Origin of the sequence: Pseudomonas sp. S09G 359 (genome assembly GCF_002843605.1) — a bacterium.
Classification (GTDB): Bacteria; Pseudomonadota; Gammaproteobacteria; order Pseudomonadales; family Pseudomonadaceae; genus Aquipseudomonas.
The window spans coordinates 4,872,409-4,888,961 of record NZ_CP025263.1 but is presented as its reverse complement, the minus strand read 5'-3'; the positions used below and the strand labels follow the sequence as shown (position 1 = coordinate 4,888,961).

The 16,553-nt window shown below is 62.3% G+C and carries 17 protein-coding genes; 8 read left to right on the top strand and 9 right to left on the bottom strand.

Features of this window, described 5'->3' with window-relative positions; genetic code table 11:
• Nucleotides 1-138: 138 nt before the first annotated feature.
• The 6 genes from motD to yegS all read left to right on the top strand — a co-directional run bounded on the left by motD (nt 139) and on the right by yegS (nt 4,762).
• The gene (gene motD / locus CXQ82_RS22240) at nt 139-1,026 is read left to right on the top strand and encodes a flagellar motor protein MotD (protein WP_101272313.1); all 888 of its coding nucleotides are present in this window, start codon (nt 139-141) and stop codon (nt 1,024-1,026) included.
• 51 nt (nt 1,027-1,077) lie between these two features.
• Nucleotides 1,078-1,866: a ParA family protein gene (locus CXQ82_RS22235; RefSeq protein ID WP_101272312.1), complete on the top strand. Its 789-nt coding sequence runs from the start codon at nt 1,078-1,080 to the stop codon at nt 1,864-1,866.
• Entirely contained in the window at nt 1,866-2,669 is an 804-nt protein-coding gene (locus tag CXQ82_RS22230) for a CheW domain-containing protein (protein ID WP_101272311.1), read from the top strand. Before CXQ82_RS22235 ends, CXQ82_RS22230 begins: the two co-directional genes overlap by 1 nt.
• A gap of 80 nt (nt 2,670-2,749) precedes the next feature.
• Nucleotides 2,750-3,232, top strand: coding sequence for a chemotaxis protein CheW (locus CXQ82_RS22225; RefSeq protein WP_010564003.1), 483 nt, complete (start codon nt 2,750-2,752; stop codon nt 3,230-3,232).
• Nucleotides 3,233-3,625: a DUF2802 domain-containing protein gene (locus CXQ82_RS22220; protein WP_101272310.1), complete on the top strand. Its 393-nt coding sequence runs from the start codon at nt 3,233-3,235 to the stop codon at nt 3,623-3,625. It abuts the gene before it with no gap.
• A 216-nt stretch (nt 3,626-3,841) separates the two neighbouring features.
• On the top strand, nt 3,842-4,762 hold the full coding sequence (gene yegS, locus CXQ82_RS22215) for a lipid kinase YegS (RefSeq protein ID WP_101272309.1): 921 nt from the start codon (nt 3,842-3,844) through the stop codon (nt 4,760-4,762).
• Here yegS and CXQ82_RS22210 read toward each other — a convergent pair.
• From CXQ82_RS22210 to CXQ82_RS22200, 3 genes are all read right to left on the bottom strand, one after another.
• The gene (locus CXQ82_RS22210) at nt 4,721-5,380 is read right to left on the bottom strand and encodes a response regulator transcription factor (RefSeq protein WP_101272308.1); all 660 of its coding nucleotides are present in this window, start codon (nt 5,378-5,380) and stop codon (nt 4,721-4,723) included. The two genes, yegS and CXQ82_RS22210, sit on opposite strands and share 42 nt — an antisense overlap.
• The gene (locus tag CXQ82_RS22205) at nt 5,377-6,270 is read right to left on the bottom strand and encodes a sensor histidine kinase (RefSeq protein WP_101272307.1); all 894 of its coding nucleotides are present in this window, start codon (nt 6,268-6,270) and stop codon (nt 5,377-5,379) included. Before CXQ82_RS22205 ends, CXQ82_RS22210 begins: the two co-directional genes overlap by 4 nt.
• Before the next feature lie 334 nt (nt 6,271-6,604).
• Complete coding sequence (locus tag CXQ82_RS22200; protein WP_177409926.1) at nt 6,605-7,054, bottom strand: hypothetical protein; 450 nt, start codon at nt 7,052-7,054, stop codon at nt 6,605-6,607.
• Nucleotides 7,055-7,593: 539 nt separating this feature from the next.
• Between CXQ82_RS22200 and CXQ82_RS22195 the strand changes: the two genes are divergently transcribed.
• Complete coding sequence (locus tag CXQ82_RS22195; protein WP_101272306.1) at nt 7,594-8,529, top strand: chemotaxis protein CheV; 936 nt, start codon at nt 7,594-7,596, stop codon at nt 8,527-8,529.
• Between the two features lie 39 nt (nt 8,530-8,568).
• Nucleotides 8,569-9,375, top strand: a complete 807-nt coding sequence (locus CXQ82_RS22190; protein ID WP_101272305.1) for an MOSC domain-containing protein — start codon at nt 8,569-8,571, stop codon at nt 9,373-9,375.
• Nucleotides 9,376-9,441: 66 nt separating this feature from the next.
• On the opposite strand, the gene CXQ82_RS22185 is transcribed toward CXQ82_RS22190, so the two are convergent.
• The 6 genes from CXQ82_RS22185 to atuC all read right to left on the bottom strand — a co-directional run bounded on the left by CXQ82_RS22185 (nt 9,442) and on the right by atuC (nt 16,553).
• Nucleotides 9,442-9,726: a pyrimidine/purine nucleoside phosphorylase gene (locus tag CXQ82_RS22185; protein ID WP_101272304.1), complete on the bottom strand. Its 285-nt coding sequence runs from the start codon at nt 9,724-9,726 to the stop codon at nt 9,442-9,444.
• 63 nt (nt 9,727-9,789) lie between these two features.
• Nucleotides 9,790-10,332, bottom strand: coding sequence for an exonuclease domain-containing protein (locus tag CXQ82_RS22180; RefSeq protein WP_101272303.1), 543 nt, complete (start codon nt 10,330-10,332; stop codon nt 9,790-9,792).
• Between the two features lie 74 nt (nt 10,333-10,406).
• Nucleotides 10,407-12,290: an acetyl/propionyl/methylcrotonyl-CoA carboxylase subunit alpha gene (locus CXQ82_RS22175; RefSeq protein WP_101272302.1), complete on the bottom strand. Its 1,884-nt coding sequence runs from the start codon at nt 12,288-12,290 to the stop codon at nt 10,407-10,409.
• A 714-nt stretch (nt 12,291-13,004) separates the two neighbouring features.
• Entirely contained in the window at nt 13,005-13,766 is a 762-nt protein-coding gene (locus CXQ82_RS22160; protein ID WP_101272301.1) for an enoyl-CoA hydratase/isomerase family protein, read from the bottom strand.
• A complete protein-coding gene (gene atuD, locus CXQ82_RS22155; RefSeq protein ID WP_101272300.1) occupies nt 13,763-14,920 on the bottom strand; it encodes a citronellyl-CoA dehydrogenase in 1,158 nt (385 codons plus the stop codon). Before atuD ends, CXQ82_RS22160 begins: the two co-directional genes overlap by 4 nt.
• Nucleotides 14,921-14,936: 16 nt before the next feature.
• Nucleotides 14,937-16,553 carry a geranyl-CoA carboxylase subunit beta gene (gene atuC, locus CXQ82_RS22150; RefSeq protein ID WP_101272299.1) on the bottom strand — a complete coding sequence of 539 codons (1,617 nt, stop codon included), beginning with the start codon at nt 16,551-16,553 and terminating at the stop codon, nt 14,937-14,939.

The following is a 16,553-nucleotide window of genomic DNA, read 5'->3' as shown; positions in this document are numbered from 1 at the left end:
ACCGCATTCCTCCAGGTTTAACTGTGTGTCGGGTTTTGGGGCCGCTTCGCGCCCCAACGCGGGCAAGCCCGCTCGCCACAACAAGCCCGCTCTCCATAACAAGCCCGCTTGCCACATTGAATGGAGAGTTGCCTGCCAATGAGCCGTCGCCGTCGCGAGCCTGAAGAGCACGTCAACCACGAACGCTGGCTGGTGTCCTACGCGGACTTCATCACCTTGCTGTTCGCGTTTTTCGTGGTGATGTACTCCATCTCGTCGATCAACGAAGGCAAGTACAAGGTCATTTCCCAGGCGCTGATCGGCGTGTTCAACGACGCCGACCGCGCCCTCAAGCCGATTCCCATCGGCGAAGAACGGCCCAAGACCGTGACCCCGGCCAAGCCGCTGGTCAACGACAGCGACGAAACCGCCGCCGGCGTGGGTGGCACCAGCGACCCGCTGAAGAGCATCGCCGACAATATCAGTGCCGCATTCGGCGACCTGATCAGCTCCAACCAGATGACCGTGCGTGGCAATGAGTTGTGGGTCGAGATCGAGCTTAATTCCAGCCTGTTGTTCGCCAGCGCCGACGCCATGCCCAGCGACCAGGCGTTCACCATCATCGACAAGGTGGCGGGGATCCTGCGGCCGTTCGAAAACCCGATTCACGTCGAAGGCTTTACCGACAACCTGCCGATCAGCACGGCGCAGTACCCGACCAACTGGGAGCTGTCATCGGCGCGCGCGGCAAGCATCGTGCGCATGCTCGCGATGCAGGGCGTAAACCCTGGCCGCCTGGCGTCGGTGGGCTACGGCGAGTTCCAGCCGGTGGCCAATAACGCCACGCTGGAAGGCCGCGCACGTAACCGCCGGGTGGTGTTGGTGGTCTCGCGCAACCTGGATGTGCGCCGCAGCCTGACCGGCACCGGCACCGCCAATGCAACACCGGACGCGGCCTTGAAGCGGGCTGGCACACAAACTGCACCGGCCCCTGCAAAACCGCCGGTTCGACAGGGTGCCGTCAATTCTCCGTCACCGGCTCAATAACCTTATGCAATGTCTCGGTCGCGCCTGTGCCTGCCGGGAGGAACCAACCGAATGAGAGTCTGGGCAGTTGCCAATCAAAAAGGTGGGGTCGGCAAGACCACCACCTCCATCGCCTTAGCCGGCTTGCTGGCCGAGGCGGGCAAGCGCGTGGTCGTGGTGGATCTGGACCCCCACGGCTCCATGACCAGCTATTTCGGCTACGACCCGGATGCGCTGGAACACAGCTGCTACGACCTGTTCCTGCACAAGGGCAGCGTGCCTGCCGATTTGCCTGGGCAGCTGCTGCTGCCCACCAGTAACGAAAGCATTTCCCTGCTGCCCTCCAGCACCGCATTGGCCACCCTCGAGCGCCAGTCGCCGGGGCAGAGCGGCCTGGGCCTGGTGATCGCCAAGACCCTGGCGCAGCTGTGGCAGGACTTCGACTACGCGATCATCGACAGCCCGCCGCTGCTCGGCGTGCTGATGGTCAACGCCTTGGCGGCCAGCCAGCAACTGGTGATCCCGGTGCAGACCGAGCACCTGGCGGTCAAAGGCCTGGAGCGCATGGTCAGTACCCTGGCGATGATCAACCGTTCGCGCAAACAGGCGCTGCCCTACAGCATCGTGCCGACCTTGTTTGACCGCCGCACCCAGGCGTCCCTCGGCACCTTGCGGGTGCTGCGCGATGCTTATCCGGAGACCATCTGGAATGGCTATATCCCGGTCGACACGCGCCTGCGCGATGCTAGCCGTGCGGGCCTTACGCCTTCGCAGTTCGACGGCAAGAGTCGTGGCGTGATGGCCTACCGCGCGTTGCTCAAACACCTGCTGTCCCAGCAGCTTGTTGCGCAGGTGGCGTGATGAACCGTCCCGTCGAATTCAAGACCCGGCCGCAACTGGCACTGGAATCCTACCTGGATGCCCTGCTGCAGGATGCGACCGAGGAAGAGCTGCCGGAACCGATCCTGGTCCTTGAGCCCGCGGTAGTCGCAGAAAGCACGCTGGATGAATTCCAGTTGGCGGTGCTGGAAGAGCAGGCCCGCGATGCGCAGGTCGCACCAGTGGCCGAGCGCGCACCCGTGCTGGTACCGATCACGCCGGTTGTGGTTGCGCCGGTGGTGGTCGAGCCCGTGGTGGAAGTGCACCTGCCGCCGAGCATCACGCCGCCGCCGGTGGCCGGCGATGACCGCCCGGCCTGGGCCGCGGAGCCGTTCGAGTGCCTGCTGTTCGACGTCGCCGGGTTGACCCTGGCGGTGCCGCTGGTGTGCCTGGGCTCGATCTATTCCCTGGAAGGCCAGGAGCTGACGCCGCTGTTCGGGCAACCGGAGTGGTTCCTCGGCATCCTGCCCAGCCAGGCCGGCAACCTCAAGGTACTGGACACCGCGCGCTGGGTGATGCCCGACCGCTACCGCGATGATTTCCGCCAGGGCTTGCAATATGTAATCTCGGTGCAGGGCTACGAGTGGGGGCTGGCGGTGCATCAAGTCAGCCGCTCGTTGCGCCTGGACCCGAATGAAATCAAATGGCGCAGCCACCGGGGCCAACGGCCTTGGCTGGCGGGCACCGTGATCGAACACATGTGCGCGTTGCTCGACGTCGCCGAACTGGCCGAGTTGATCGCCAGTGGCGCGGTCAAGACGCTGCCGCTAACCAAACGCAGTTGATTGAACAATAAGGGCCGCATGCGAGTGTGGTCAGAGAAGTACATACGCCGTGTCCAACGGCATTTGAAGGGGTCAGAGAGATGAACAAGTCAGCGTCCGCACAAGGTTTGGATGATCCGATCCTGCAATGGGTTACCTTCAAACTGGACAACGAGTCCTACGGCATTAACGTGATGCGCGTGCAGGAAGTGCTGCGCTACACCGAGATCGCTCCGGTACCGGGTGCGCCAAGCTACGTGCTGGGCATCATCAACCTGCGCGGCAACGTGGTGACGGTAATCGACACCCGCCAGCGTTTCGGCCTGGTGCCAACCGAAGTCAACGACAACACGCGTATTGTGATCATCGAAGCCGACAAGCAAGTGGTCGGGATCATGGTCGACAGCGTGGCGGAAGTGGTTTACCTGCGCCAATCGGAAGTGGAAACCGCGCCGAACGTGGGTAACGAAGAATCCGCCAAGTTCATCCAGGGCGTGTGCAACAAGAACGGCGAACTGCTGATTCTGGTTGAGCTGGACAAGATGATGAGCGAAGAAGAATGGTCGGAACTGGAGAGCATCTGATTGTTCCTTGAGGCGGCGGTAATTGTCCTGGCCCTGTTGTGGGCCGGGACGCTGGCATTGCTGCTGCGCTATGTGCGCCAGCAGCGCGAGTTGGCCCTGCAACAGGCCGAGCGCGATGCGGTGCGGGATCGACGCATCCTGGAGTTGGTCAAGCGTGTGGACCATTACCAGCAGAGTGCGGTGAAGGTCGGGGACGAGGTGCATGAACTGCGCGCGATCCTCGCGCCGTTGCCGGACAAACTGGCGCAGATTGAGCAGCGTGATCCGTCGAGCCTTTCGTTTGCGCAGGCGGCGAAGCTGGTGGGCATGGGCGCGACCGTGGATGAGCTGACGCAGTCGTGTGGGCTGACCCAGGCTGAAGCGCAGTTGATGAGTAAGCTTCACAAGAGCTGACGGCATACCCGGATCAAACAGGTGGGAGGGGGCTTGCTCCCGATGGCAGTGTTTCAGTATCAGCTGTACTGACTGACACACGGCTATCGGGGGCAAGCCCCCTCCCACATTTGCATCTGGATTGTCCTGGGGATTATTTTCCCGCCTGACGACCTTTTGCCTATTACTTGTGGTCCACATCCATCAGGAACCCTTTCCCCCTGGAGTAGCCCACCCATGACCAGCCCCAAAGCCCTGTTGATCCTCCACGGCAAGCAAGCCCTTAACGAGGACGTACGCGCCGCCGTGCAGGCCCGGCGCGAGCAGGGCGGGGAGTTGGCCGTGCGGGTCACATGGGAGGGCGGCGACGCCCAGCGCCTGGTCAAGGAGGCGCTGGACGGCGGCTACACCCAGATCATCGCCGGTGGCGGCGACGGCACCTTGCGCGACGTCGCCGAAGCCATGGCCCAGGCCGAGACCGACGCCAGCCTGGTGCTGATGCCGCTGGGTACCGCGAATGACTTCGCCAAGGCCGCCGGTGTGCCGCTGGAGCCTGCCCAGGCCCTGGCGCTGCTGGACGTGCCGCCACGGGCGATCGACCTCGGTCGGGTCGGCGGGCAGGTTTTCCTGAACATGGCCACCGGCGGCTTCGGCAGCCAGGTCACTGCCAATACGTCCGAAGATTTGAAGAAGGTGCTGGGTGGCGCCGCGTATCTGTTCACCGGCTTGACCCGCTTCAGCGAGCTGAAGGCGGCTTATGCCGAGCTGGACGGCCCGGATTTTCACTGGAAGGGCGAGCTGCTGGCGCTGGGCATCGGTAACGGTCGCCAGGCGGGTGGCGGGCATGTGCTGTGCCCGGGTGCGCTGGCTGACGACGGCTTGCTGGATATCAGCATCCTGCCGGCGCCCCAGGAGGTGGTCGGCACCCTGCGTGAGCTGATGAACAATGGCTGGGGGCTGGACACCATGTTTGTGCGGGCGCGCCTGCCATGGGTCAATATCAAGGTCGCGCAGGGGCTGTACATCAACCTCGATGGCGAGCCGCTGGAGGGCGACGACCTGCATTTCGAGGCGGTGCCCAAGGCTCTGCGCGTGCACTTGCCGGTGGGCTCGCCCCTAGTCGTCCAGGCTGATGATCTGCTCGCGCACGGCGAATAACACCAGGCCTGCGACGTCGAAAATCTGCAGGCGCTTCATGATTTGCGAGCGGTGCGCTTCCACGGTCTTGATGCTCAGGCCCAGCCCATGGGCGATTTCCCGCGTGGATTTGCCGCGCACGATCAGGCGCAGGATCTCCAACTGGCGGGCGGTGAGGTTATGGCTCTGGCCTGCGGGGGTGGTGGCGCCCTGGCCGCGCACCAGCGCCTGGTTGATCACCGTGTGGGCGATTGCCGGGCTCAGGTAGCGTTCGTTGTTGCTCAGCGCCAGCAGCGCGTGTTCAAGCTCGTTGGCGGTGGTGTCCTTGAGCAGGTAGCCGTGGGCACCGGATTCCAGCGCGCACATGATCAGCTCCGGGTCGGTGTGCATCGACAGGATCAGCACGCGGCTTTTGGGATAGGCGCGCTTGAGTTGCTGCAAGGCATCCAGCCCGCCGGTGTGCTTCATCGACAGGTCCAGCAGCACGATGTCGGGCAGCAGGGCGCTGAACTGCTCCAGCAACTGTGCGCCATCGCTCGCCTCGCCGATCACCGTATAGCCGGGAATATCCTGGACCAGTGCGCGCACGCCGGCCCTGATCAGTGCATGGTCATCCACCAGGAGTAATTTGCAGGTCACTCGAGAACCTTAGGGGAGCTGGCCCGTTCGAGGGCGCGTGGCGCCCAGGGGAAAAGCGCGTCGATCCGTGTGCCTTTGCCTGGCTGGCTGCTGACGGATAATGACCCGCCAAGCTGATCAATCCGCTCGGACATGCCGGCCATGCCCCGTTGACCTTCCAGGCCGGGGTTGATGGCCGGCGAAAAGCCCTGGCCGTCATCGCTGATGGTCAGCGACAGGCCTTCGGGCAGGCGTTGCAGGCGCACCAGCAAATTGCGCGCCTGGGCGTGGCGTAGCATGTTGGTCACGGCTTCCTGGGTGATGCGAAAGGCTGCCACGGCCATTTCTTCGGGGATGCCGGTCAGCCGTTGCTGGCATTCCAGGCTCCAGTGAATCGGGGTGTTTTCCAGGGTCTTGAGCAGGTGCGCGCGCAGGCTGGCTTCCAGGCCCAGGCTGGCCAGTTGGCGCGGGTTGAGGATGGCGGAAACATCACGCACCTTGGCCAGGGTTTCATTCAACGTGTTGCACAGCACCGTGCATTGGCTTTGCAGGTCTTCCGGCAGGCGGCGCTTGAGCCATTCGCTCTGCAACTTGGCGGCCGTGAGTAACTGGCCGATATCGTCATGCAGTTCGCGGCTCAAGCGGTGGCGTTCGTTTTCCTGCACTTGCAGCAAGCGGTCAGCCAGTTCCTGGGGCTGGAACTTGATGGATTTGCGTGAGAGCCACTGTTGCAGGCCAACCACCATCAGTGTCGCCAGGTTCAGCAGCAGCACCGCCAGTGGCAGCGGCTCGGCGCTGGCATAGGCCCAAAGGCTCAGCAACAGCGAGCCCACGCACAGGGCAAGGATCAAGCGGCGAGCATGGCTGCGGGACACGGACCTGGCGAGGAGTGACTTGAAGTTGGCGTACATAGCGGATGGAGCCAATGAGGGTTCGCTGCGGGAAGACCGGTCACGGCGGCTGACGGGGCTTTGTGTGGAATGCGTGGCCGAATCGTTTTTATACATGATGAAGTTGAGTTACTTCGAGTGGGTCATAGTACCACCCCTGTAACCGTTGGTCGCCTGGCACTTTGCTTGGCCGCGTCGATATCCAGGCAAATACCCTGAAAGAGTCTCAGAGTTTGAACAGTGGGAACTTGTATTACATAAGTTGGTTTGTATCGATATGCTCGTTGATGGCTATTTGCTATAACTGCATGTCGTTTTTAGCTAACTCACGTATCGAATACGACCTGCTGTTGGTTCAGGATGTGTGATGCGCGCGTTGCTGCGGTTTGGCACTGAAGTCCTTTTGCGGAATTTGCAGTGTGACCGTGGCGATCAATGTGGTTTGTTCCGTTTCATCCAACGTCAGCAGGCCGGTCTTGGCATCGATAAGCTCCAACTGCCATGCCAGTAAGGTCAGGCAATCATGCAGCGCATCCAGGGCTTGATCGTGCAGTTGCAAGGGGTTCTCGGCGTTGGCGATCAGGTATTGGATATGTCGCGAGAACTCGCTGATTGCCTGCAGGGCCAGGGCATCGGCCTTTTCGGCAAGATTGATCAGGCTGATTTTCATGCAGTCGATGGCATCGCTGTCATTTCGAATCAGGTGCAGATGACTTAGGCACTCTTCGGACTTGGCCAGCAGCTTTTCAGCCTCATTCAAGAAGTCGGGAAGTGCAAGTTGCCACTCGTTACCGTCGTTCATCATGCAAGTCTCCACAACTTAAGGTCGGGTGATGAGATGTCGCACCGGGTGAATGGCTTAAAACTAGCGCTGAAATATGACTGAAATCTGTAGGTTGCTTCTGAGATTTCAGTAGGACGTTTATTTAAATGATGACGAAGGCTGCGCATCGCCCTCATGAATGGGGTCAATTGCACACCTGCACTTGCCGTGACGTGAATGTCTGGAAGGCCCGTGGGCCGAGGGCTAGGGATGGCGAACAAAAGCCTGACTCCATTCATGCATTGAGAATGGCGTCACATTAATGGCTATTAGATATTGCGAATATCAGGTTGCACCTGATTGCGCATAGGGGAATCCCTTATATGACGGAACCTTGCGTCGATTTGAGTGTCGCGCAACGTCGCTGAACCGCCGTATGGAGAGGCCAACGCAGTAAAGCATGATGTCAGTGTGACATCAATGAATTTACGTGGCATTTTACAGGGGTCAAGGTCTGGCGCTCGCCGCCGATAACTAGCCTTAGTGAGCTGCACAAACCCTTAGCGCATCAGGAGCTTTTAATGGCCGGCATTCTCGACACGGTAGATCAACGCACGCAACTGGTCGGTGAGAATCGCCTGGAGATCCTCATGTTTCGCCTGGCCGGGCGGCAGTTGTTCGCGATCAACGTGTTCAAGGTGCAGGAAGTCCTGCAGTTACCCAAGCTGACCCTGATGCCTCAGCGTCACCCGTTCGTCTGTGGCGTGGTCAACCTGCGTGGCCAGACCCTGCCGGTGATCGACCTGTCCCAGGCCATCGGCATGCGCCCACTGGTGCCGGGCCCTAACAGCACCATTATCGTCACCGAGTACAACCGCTCGGTGCAGGCGTTCCTGGTGGGCGGCGTGGACCGCATCGTCAACATGAACTGGGAAGCCATCCTGCCGCCGCCAGCCAGTGCCGGGCGCCAGCATTACCTCACCGCCATCAGCAAGGTCGACGACCAGTTGGTGGAAATCATCGACGTGGAAAAAGTCCTGGCCGAGATCGTGCCTTACAACGCCAAGGTTTCCCGCGAAAAACTCGATGACCCGGTGCTGGAACGCGCCCGTGGTCGCGAAGTGCTGCTGGTGGACGACTCCAACGTAGCCTTGTCGCAGTTGCGCGATACCCTGGGCCAATTAGGCGTCAAGATGCACATCGCCAGCGACGGTCTCAAGGCCCTGAACATGCTCAAGGGCTGGGCCGACAGCGGCCAGGTGATGACCGACAAACTGCTGATGATCTTCACCGACGCCGAAATGCCCGAGATGGACGGCTATCGTCTCACCACCGAGATCCGCAACGACCCGCGCCTGCGTGGGCTGTATGTGGTGCTGCACACGTCGCTGTCGGGCAGCTTCAACGACTCGATGGTGAAGAAGGTCGGCTGCGACAACTTCCTGTCCAAATTCCAGCCCGACAAGCTGGTAGATGTGGTGCGTCAGCGACTGATGCTGGACGAAGTGCCGGCTTGACCTTAGGGTGGCATCTTTGCTCCTCAGGAATGCAGGCCCATGCTTCGTCTCAGCGCGTTGTACCGTTACCCCTTGAAGTCCGGCAAGGCCGACACCTTGCAGCAGATTGGCCTGGATAAACTCGGGCTGGAAGGGGATCGACGCTGGATGCTGGTGGACGCGGCCAGCGGGCGCTTCCTGACGCAACGCGCGGTGGCGAAGATGAGCCAGTTATCGGCGCTGTGGAACGGCGCCGGCGGCCTTACCCTGAGTTCGCCGGGCTATGCGCCGCTGGACGTGGCACTGCCTGGCAGCGCCGCCGAGTTGCGCGGTGTGACCATCTGGCGCGACACCTTGCGCGTGCCGGATGCCGGCGACGAGGCTGCCGCTTGGGTCAGCGACTTCATCGGCAAGCCGACCCGGCTGGTGCAAATCCCCCTGGAGCGCGCTCGCAACACCGAAGCGGGCTACGGGCGCGATGATGACCAGGTCGCCTTTGCCGATGGTTACCCGTTGCTGGTGATCGGCCAGGCTTCCCTCGACGACCTTTCGCAACGCATCGGCCGGCCCATGGAGATGCTGCGCTTTCGGCCCAACCTGGTGATCGAAGGCAGCGCGGCCTTTGCCGAAGACGGCTGGAAACGCCTGCGCATCGGCGATGTGGAGTTTCGCGCGGTCAAGCCTTGCACCCGTTGCATTCTCACCACCATCGACCCGCAGACCGGCGAACGCAGTGCCGACCGCGAACCCTTCGCCACTCTTGAGGCGTATCGCAAGACCGAGAGCGGCGCGGTGTTTGGCCAGAACCTGGTCAACGAGGGCATCGGGCGCCTGGAAGTCGGCATGCCGGTGACCATTCTTGAGTAATTGCCCTCGGCCATAAAAAATGCCCGTCTCACAGGAGACGGGCATTTTTTTGGGTCGGCGTAACGATCAGCCGCGGTATTCGCACAGGTAAGCGGTGTCCACGGCGACCTTCAGCTGGAACTTGCTGTTGGCCGGCACGTTGAACTGGGTGCCGGCGGCGAAGGTTTCCCAGTCGTTGGCGTCAGGCAGCTTGACGGTCAGGGCGCCGGACACCACGTGCATGATTTCACGCTGGGCGGTGCCGAATTCGTATTCACCCGGGGCCATCACGCCGATGGTCGCAGGGCCTTCTGCGGTGCCGAAAGCGATCGACTTGACGGTGCCGTCGAAGTACTCGTTGACTTTAAACATGGGCGAATCCTCGGAAAAGGGTCTGTAAAGGTCGGCCAGTATGCCCAAGCCCAGGGAAGCTGCCTAGACCGGCAAAATCAACGGCAGCAGGCGCGCCGTGTTGCGCGCATCCTCAAGCGCCCGATGTTGCTGGCCATGGAACTGCATCCCGGCCAATTGCAGGGCGCCATTGAGCCCCAGCGGCTTGTCCAGGCGCCGGGCCTTGGCGAAGCGTTGCTTGAGGTTCACATGCGGCGTCTGGGCCAGCGCGCTGGCCAGGCCATGGCGCTGCCATTCGAGTTCAAGCTGCGCGCGGTCGTAATCGCCCCAACTGGCCCAGCCTTCCAGGCGCGGGTGATGCTGGCCAAGCCAACGCTCGAACAACGGCCACACTTCGGTGATCGGCGCGGCCGTGTCGATGTTCGCCTGGGTGATGTGGGTCAATTTGCGACAAAAGGGCGTCAGCAAGGGGCGACGCAGCGGCCGCACAAAGCGCTGGAAGTGGTCCAGCTCGCGGCCTTCGCGGTTCACCAGGCTCGCGCCGATCTCGATGACTTCCATCTCCGTCACGGGCCAGCCGCCATCATCCGTTGTGGCTTCAAGGTCAATAATCAGCCAATGAGGCATCGTGCAGGTTCCCGTACTCTTCCCTTCCTGATGGGGATAGAGCGTAGCGTGGCCCTGTAGTTCCGCCTAGGGCGTTATTCGATCTCGAGCAAAACCTGGCGGTTACGCACCTGATCGCCGGAAACGACCTGCACGGCCGCGACCACGCCGTCCATGCCGGCTTTCAGCGGATGTTCCATTTTCATGGCTTCAAGCACCAGCAGCAACTGGCCTTTGGTCACGCTGTCACCGGCGCTGACGCGCACGTCGACGATGGCGCCGTCCATGGGGGCCTTGACTACGCCGCTGCCGGCGTCGGCCTGGCGGTTGGCGACTTGCTGGGTGCGGTTGAGCACGCTGATGCCGGGCAGCCACAGCTTGTCGCCATTGAGGTTATAGGGGATGCGTCGGCGGATGCCGTCAAGCACCACCGTGGCGTGGCGGCCGTCGGTGGTGAGTGGCAGGGGCTCGGCGCTGACGTGGTGGATTTCGCCGTTGACCTCCAGGCGATAGGTCCACGGCGCGCTGGCGTTGTTGCGCCAGCCTGCCAAGCCTTGGGGATGCTGGTCTGCACTGTGTTGGTAAAACAGCGCAGCGGCCAGGCTGAGTTGTTCGTTAGACGGGCTCCGGGGCGAGATTTCGCTGAAATGCTCGGCGATAAACCCGGTGCTGAAATCGCCGTCGATAAAGTCGCGGTGCTGGAGCAGGTCGGCCAGCAGTTGCTGGTTGGTGGTCACCCCGAGCAATACCGTGTCTTGCACCGCGCGCAGCAGTTTGCGCCGGGCCTCTTCGCGGGTGGCGCCGTGGGCGATGATCTTGGCTTGCATGGCATCGTAGAACGGGCTGATTTTCCCGCCTTCGAGCAACCCATGGTCGGTGCGGACGCCGGGGGCCGGTTCCCAGCGCAGCACTTCACCGGTTTGCGGCACAAAGCCCTGGGCCGGGTCTTCGGCGTACAGGCGTACTTCCATGGCATGGCCGCTCAGGCTGACGTCGGCCTGCTGCAGCGGCAAGGGTTGGCCGCTGGCGATCTGCAGTTGCCAGGCCACCAGGTCGAGGCCGGTGATCATCTCGGTGACCGGGTGTTCGACCTGCAGGCGGGTGTTCATTTCCAGGAAGTAGAACCGGCCATTGCGGTCGAGCAGGAATTCCACGGTGCCAGCGCCGACATAATTGACTGCGCGCCCCGCCTTGAGGGCCGCCTCGCCCATGGCTTGACGCAGTTCGGGCGTCATTATCGGGCAGGGGGCTTCTTCGATGATTTTCTGGTGGCGGCGCTGGATCGAGCAATCGCGCTCGCCTAAATAGATGAGGTTGCCGTGGCTGTCGCCGAACAGCTGGATTTCGACGTGGCGCGGGTCGATCAGGGCTTGTTCGAGGATCAGTTCGTCGCTGCCGAAAGCGTTCATTGCTTCGGAGCGTGCGGTGCGCAGTTGGTCGAGCAGTTGGCTGCTGTCGTGTACCAGGCGCATGCCACGCCCGCCGCCACCGGCGCTGGCTTTTATCATCAGCGGGTAGCCGATGCGGTCGGCTTCCTGTTGCAGCGTTGCGTGGTCTTGTTGGTCGCCCTGGTAACCGGCGATACAAGGCACGCCGGCGTTGAGCATGGCGAGTTTGGACAGGCGCTTGCTGCCCATCAGTTCGATGGCTTCGGGGCTGGGGCCGATGAAGGTGAGGCCAGCGTTGAGGCAGGCTTTGGCGAAGTCGGGGTTTTCGGAGAGGAAGCCGTAGCCGGGGTGGATGGCGTCGGCGCCGGTTTTTTTCGCGGCGTCGAGGATGGCTTCGATGTTCAGGTAGGACTGGTTTACCGGGGCGGGGCCGATGTTGATGGCTTCGTCGGCCATTTGGACGTGCAGGGCTTGGGCGTCGGCATCGCTGTAGACGGCTACGGTGCGGTAGCCCAGGGCTTGGGCGGTGTGTTGGATGCGGCAGGCGATTTCGCCGCGGTTGGCGATCAGGATTTTTGTTAGCTGCGGCATTTTTTTGCTCCGTGTACATATCCGTTTTTGCGGTAACGGCTGGTTATGGTTCCGCTCTTACAGCGGGTCACTTTTGGCAAACGCCCCAAAAGTAACCAAAAGGTCTGTGCCCCATCACTCGGCACCTCGCCTAGGCTCGGTGTGCCCTCACTCCGGCTTGAATCCGTGGGCCGCCGCAATGGGCCATCCTTGGCCCAGTGCGGCTAACCCGGCGTCCTGCCGGGTTACCCACGGATTCAAGCCTGCGTTCGGCCAGCGTGATTGACGGGGCGTCTCAGATCAAAATCAAAATCAAAAGCAGAGCACGGCGGCCTGAAAGCCGACCTGAGTGGTGTAGATCAAAAGCGTTTTTGCTCTGCTTTGTTTTTGATCTGGCTCTTACATCCTTTGCGCTGACGAAGTCGGCGGTCTTTTGATCTGCGCTGTTGATCGTGATCTTGATCTTAGGCGCCCCGTTAAACACGCTGGCCGAACGCAGGCTTTGGAGCGTGGGTAACCCGGCAGGACGCCGGGTTAGCCGCGCTGGGCCAAGGATGGCCCATCGCGGCGGCCCACGGTCCAAAGCCGGAGTGAGGGCACACCGAGCCGGAGGCGAGGTGCCGAGTGTTGGGGCAAGAGCCCTTTTGGTTACTTTTGGGGCTCTTTTCCAAAAGTGACCCGCTGTAAGAGCGGAACCCATTTCAGCCATCACCCAAACACCCGATATTCACCCATTCATCGAGCCCACCCCGGCTTGCGCTTCTGCACAAATGCCTGAGTCCCTTCAATCCCCTCGGCCCCCGTCACCGCCTCAGCAAACCACTGCGCCCCAAGATCCAACACAGCCTCCAGCGGCTCATCCACACTCGCCAACAACAACGCCTTGGTGCGCCCATTCGCCCCCGGCGCGCACCGCAACACCTGCCCCAACACCTCATCCAAACGCTCCGCCAACGCCTGCGGATCGCTCTCGACAAAATGCACCACCCCCAACCGCAGCGCCTCGACCCCATCAAATCGCGCCGCCGTCAGCGCCAGCCGCCGCGCCTGGGTCAGCCCGATCCGCTTCACCACAAACGGCGCAATCTGCGCCGGCAACAGCCCCAGGCTGGTTTCCGGCAAACCGAACTGCGCCTGGTGATCAGCAATCGCAATATCGCTCACGCAGGCCAGGCCAAAACCGCCGCCCAGCACCGCGCCTTGCAGCACCACGATCACCACCTGCGGCACCGCTTCGACTTCTTGCAGCAAGGTGCCAAACGCGCGGTTCAACGCCTGCAACCGGGTGCCCGCGCTGACCAGGTCCTTCACATCGGCGCCCGCACAAAAGTGCCCACCCGCACCGCTGATCACCACGGCGCGTACCTGGTTGTCCAAGTTCGCCAACACCGCGCGCAGTTCGTTGACCATCTCCAGGCTCATCGCATTGCGGCATTCAGGCCGGTTGAGGGTGATGTGCAGCACGCCGTTATGCGGTTCGAGCAGCAGGGTGTTCATGGCTTTTTCCCCGGCAAAGTACCCATCAGTTTGCAGATGATGCCCAGCATGATCTCGTCGGCGCCGCCGCCAATCGACACCAGGCGCACGTCCCGATAGGCGCGGGCCACCGGGTTGTCCCACATAAAGCCCATGCCGCCCCAATATTGCAGGCAACTGTCGCTGACTTCGCGGCCCAGGCGCCCGGCCTTGAGTTTGGCCATGGAGGCCAGGCGGGTCACGTCCTGGCCTTTGATGTACTGCTCGGTGGCCTGGTACACCAGCGCGCGCAGGCATTCGATTTCGGTGGCGAGTTCGGCCAGGCGAAAGTGGATGACCTGGTTGTCGATCAGCGCCTTGCCGAAGGTCTGGCGCTCCTTGCAGTAGGCGATGGTGCTGTCGATGCACTGCTCCAGGCCCTTGATCATATTGGCCGCGCCAAACAGGCGTTCTTCCTGGAACTGCAGCATCTGCATCATGAAGCCCGCGCCTTCGTGGCCGATGCGGTTGCGCTGAGGGATGCGCACGCCGTCAAAGAACACCTGGGCGGTCTCGGAGCTGTGCATGCCGAGTTTTTCCAGGGGCGGGCTGACGCTGATGCCTGGCGTGTTCATCGGCAGCATGATCAGCGACTTGTTGATGTGCGGCTTGTCGTCGGAGGTGTTGGCCAGCAGGCAGATAAAGTCGGCGCTGGGCGAGTTGGTGATCCACATTTTGCTGCCGTTGATCACGTAGTCGTCGCCGTCCTTGCGCGCGTGGGTCTTGAGCCCGGCCACATCGGAACCGGCACCGGTTTCCGAAACGCCGATACAGCCGACCTGCTCGCCGCTGATGGCCGGGCGCAGGAATTCGTCGCGCAGTTCATCGGAGCCGAAGCGGGCGAGGGCGGGGGTGCACATGTCGGTCTGCACGCCGATGGACATGGGGATGCCGCCGCAGTGGATGGTGCCGAACTCTTCGGCGGCGACGATCGAATAGCTGTAGTCCAGGCCCATGCCGCCGAATTTTTCCGGCTTGGAAATGCCCAGCAGGCCCAGGTCACCGGCCTTGCGGAAGATGTCGTGGATGGGAAAGCGCCCGGCTTTTTCCCATTCGTCCACATGGGGGTTGATCTCGCGGTCGACGAAGGCGCGGACGCTGCGACGCAGTTCCTGGTGTTCCTGGGTGAAGATCATGGTGCTTATTCTCCTGTTAGAAACGCGCCACACCGAAACTATTGGGCTGTAACGGCCGCACTTCGGCCTCATGGCAGATATCAAGCAAAAAACCCAACAGCGTGCGGGTGTCGCGTGGATCAATCAGCCCGTCGTCCCACAGATTTGCGCTGCCATAGAGGGCGGTGGATTGGCTGTCGAGTTTCTGCGCGGTGACCTGCTCCAGCATGTCCAACACCTTGGGGTCGGGCACCAGGCCGTCCTTCAATTGCTTGGCCTCGGTGACGATGCGCAGCACCTTGCCCGCCTGCGCGCCGCCCATCACCGCCGTGCGGCTGTTGGGCCAGGCGAAGATAAAACGCGGGTCCAGCCCACGCCCGCACATCGCATAATTGCCGGCACCGTAGGAACCGCCGACCACCACCGTGAGTTTAGGCACCCGTGCATTGGCCACGGCCTGGATCATCTTCGCGCCGTGCTTGATCACCCCTTGCTGCTCCGCCTCGGTGCCCACCATGAAGCCGGTGGTGTTGTGCAGAAACAGCAGCGGCGTGCGGCTCTGGTCGCACAGCTGGATAAACTGCGCGGCCTTGCTCGCGCCCTTGGGCGTGATCGGGCCGTTGTTGCCGATCACGCCGACGGCGCGGCCCTGGATGTGCAGGTGGCCGCAGACGGTGTGGGGGTCGAACTCGCCCTTGAATTCCAGGAACTGCGAAGCGTCGGCCAGGCGCGCGAGGATTTCGCGCACGTCGTAGGGCTTTTTCGGGTCATCGGGGATCAGCCCCAGCAGCTCGTCGATGGGGTACAGCGGCTCGGCGTAGGCGCGTTTTGGCGCTGGCGGCAGGCGGTCGTCCCAAGGCAACAGGCCGACAATCTCACGCACGATACGCACGCCGTCGGCATCGTTTTCCGCCAGGTATTCGGCGGTGCCGGCGGTTTGCGCGTGCATCTCGGCGCCACCCAACTCCTCATCGGTGGCCACTTCGCCGGTGGCGGCCTTCAGCAGCGGCGGCCCGGCCAGGAACAGCTTGGCCTTGCCGCGCACCACTACCACGTAATCCGACAGCCCCGGCTGGTACGCGCCACCCGCCGTGGCCGAGCCATGCACCACGGTGATCTGCGGCAAACCCATGGCCGACATGCGCGCCTGGTTGGCAAAACTGCGCGCGCCTTCGACGAAAATCTCCGCGGCATAGTTGAGGTTGGCGCCGCCGCTTTCGGCCAGGGTCACCACCGGCAGTTTGTTGTCCATGGCGATCTGTTGCAGGCGCAGGGATTTTTTCAGCCCGGTGGGGGAAATCGTGCCGCCCTTGATCGCGCTGTTATTGGCCACCACCAGCATGCGCACGCCGCTGACGTAGCCGATGCCGGCGATCAAGCCGCCGCCGGCGGCGCTGCCGTCCTTGTCATCGTGCAGCTTGTAGCCCGCCAGGCTGGCGAGTTCCAGAAACGGCGCGCCGGGGTCCAGCAGCAGGTTGAGGCGTTCGCGCGGCAGCAACTGGCCGCGTTTGTCGAACTTGGGCTTGGCTTCCTCGGCCTTGTTGAGCAGCGCCTGTTCCAGTTGGCGCAGTTGCTGGATGCCGGCCAGCATGGCTGCGCGGTTCTGCGCGAATTGCGCGCTGTGGGCGTCGATCAGGCTTTCAATCACCGGCAT

What these genes read in the sequence shown, in the direction of transcription:
- motD (WP_101272313.1), top strand. Translation starts at nt 139, where the DNA reads ATGAGCCGTCGCCGTCGCGAGCCTGAAGAGCACGTCAACCACGAACGC.
- CXQ82_RS22235 (WP_101272312.1), top strand. Translation starts at nt 1,078, where the DNA reads ATGAGAGTCTGGGCAGTTGCCAATCAAAAAGGTGGGGTCGGCAAGACC.
- CXQ82_RS22230 (WP_101272311.1), top strand. Translation starts at nt 1,866, where the DNA reads ATGAACCGTCCCGTCGAATTCAAGACCCGGCCGCAACTGGCACTGGAA.
- CXQ82_RS22225 (WP_010564003.1), top strand. Translation starts at nt 2,750, where the DNA reads ATGAACAAGTCAGCGTCCGCACAAGGTTTGGATGATCCGATCCTGCAA.
- yegS (WP_101272309.1), top strand. Translation starts at nt 3,842, where the DNA reads ATGACCAGCCCCAAAGCCCTGTTGATCCTCCACGGCAAGCAAGCCCTT.
- CXQ82_RS22205 (WP_101272307.1), bottom strand. Translation starts at nt 6,270, where the DNA reads ATGTACGCCAACTTCAAGTCACTCCTCGCCAGGTCCGTGTCCCGCAGC.
- CXQ82_RS22200 (WP_177409926.1), bottom strand. Translation starts at nt 7,054, where the DNA reads ATGATGAACGACGGTAACGAGTGGCAACTTGCACTTCCCGACTTCTTG.
- CXQ82_RS22195 (WP_101272306.1), top strand. Translation starts at nt 7,594, where the DNA reads ATGGCCGGCATTCTCGACACGGTAGATCAACGCACGCAACTGGTCGGT.
- CXQ82_RS22190 (WP_101272305.1), top strand. Translation starts at nt 8,569, where the DNA reads ATGCTTCGTCTCAGCGCGTTGTACCGTTACCCCTTGAAGTCCGGCAAG.
- CXQ82_RS22185 (WP_101272304.1), bottom strand. Translation starts at nt 9,726, where the DNA reads ATGTTTAAAGTCAACGAGTACTTCGACGGCACCGTCAAGTCGATCGCT.
- CXQ82_RS22180 (WP_101272303.1), bottom strand. Translation starts at nt 10,332, where the DNA reads ATGCCTCATTGGCTGATTATTGACCTTGAAGCCACAACGGATGATGGC.
- CXQ82_RS22175 (WP_101272302.1), bottom strand. Translation starts at nt 12,290, where the DNA reads ATGCCGCAGCTAACAAAAATCCTGATCGCCAACCGCGGCGAAATCGCC.
- CXQ82_RS22160 (WP_101272301.1), bottom strand. Translation starts at nt 13,766, where the DNA reads ATGAACACCCTGCTGCTCGAACCGCATAACGGCGTGCTGCACATCACC.
- atuD (WP_101272300.1), bottom strand. Translation starts at nt 14,920, where the DNA reads ATGATCTTCACCCAGGAACACCAGGAACTGCGTCGCAGCGTCCGCGCC.
- atuC (WP_101272299.1), bottom strand. Translation starts at nt 16,553, where the DNA reads ATGCCGGTGATTGAAAGCCTGATCGACGCCCACAGCGCGCAATTCGCG.